Consider the following 1,330-nt stretch of genomic DNA (forward strand, 5'->3'; position numbering starts at 1 on the left):
GGTGGCGTCGTCGAGGAGCAAACAGACGGTCTGAGCCATTGCCCAGACTCGCATGCATCAAACCCTGCGTGAATCCTCTGACTGCGTCAGTGCACTAGGAAGAAACCGACGTCAGCTTCTTGAGCATTTTGTATCTTGCGCCATCCCTTGAATAGCTCAAGTGATGACAAAGCCCAGGAGAGCCCGTTGTAGTAGCCGAGGCCGAGTTCTTGCTTCAGCTGCATTGAGCTTGCTTGCCCACCCCGTGGGTCGTGGTCGTGCTAGCGAGCCCATTTCGTCGCATATCCAGTGGCATTAAATGCTCAATATCAAATAGATGAAGTCCAAAAAGCTCAAGCATGCATCTTTCTAATTGCGTTGTCAGCAACCCTATCTTTCACTAATTTAAGAAATAGTTTTGTAGCAGTGCGATGCGCAACAAAATTACCGTATAACGATTTCCTAATAATGTTCTAAAATAATAAATTAATTTATTATTTTACTATTTATGTAAATATATTATGTAGAAATCAGGTTGTTGAATGAAAATTTTCAAATAGCTAACAAATAACACGATATTTATATAATATTAAGATATAATTTATGGGACTTTTACAATCTAATTAATCAAATCTTTTTCTGGTATAACGCGGATCTTAAGCGATAATCTGGCATCTTTTATTAACTTAATACAATGATCATAATCTAATCATATGAGTGAGCAATCAATGAGTGATTATGCACTGGAGGGGCCGCGCTGGGGCGCGGGCGCGGCGGGAACGGGCGGTGGCACCGTAACCTGGGCCGTCGACGGCACGATCCCGACCACCTTCCTCGGCATTCTCCAGGGCGCCTTCGCAACCTGGGCCGCCTCGGCGAACATCATGTTCCAGCAGGTGGCCTCAACGGCGACGGCCCAGATCGACTTCACCCTCGGCGGCATTGACGGTCTCGGCAACACCCTCGGCTACGCCAACTACTCCTACAGCGGCCAGCGCATGCAATCCGCGGCCGTGACCTTCGACACCGGCGAGGGCTGGCACGCCTCCGGCGCCCGCGTGGTCAGCAATCAGAACGTCGACCTCGCCGTGGTGGCCCTGCACGAGATCGGCCACGCCCTCGGGCTCGACCACTACAACGCCAAGCCCGAGGTGATGAACGCGATCCTTAACCCCTCCGTCACGGCCCTCGGCGCCGGCGACATCGCGGGGATCCAGGCATTGTATGGATTGGTAACTCCTCCAGTACTGCGCTTCGAAGCTCTGCACACTGGTATCTCGGCCTACACGCCCAATAGTGGCGGATGGGGCAGCGATGATCGCTTCCCACGCGAGCTGGCCGATGTGAACGG

General features: G+C 51.7%; 1 protein-coding gene. It reads left to right on the plus strand.

Annotated features, from left to right (window positions below; all coding sequences use genetic code 11):
• Window positions 1-707: 707 nt before the first annotated feature.
• The coding region (locus ASF49_RS15225; protein WP_162240979.1) for a matrixin family metalloprotease at window positions 708-1,330 on the plus strand (623 nt) is incomplete at its 3' end.

Source organism: Methylobacterium sp. Leaf104, from assembly GCF_001422885.1.
Lineage (GTDB): Bacteria > Pseudomonadota > Alphaproteobacteria > Rhizobiales > Beijerinckiaceae > Methylobacterium.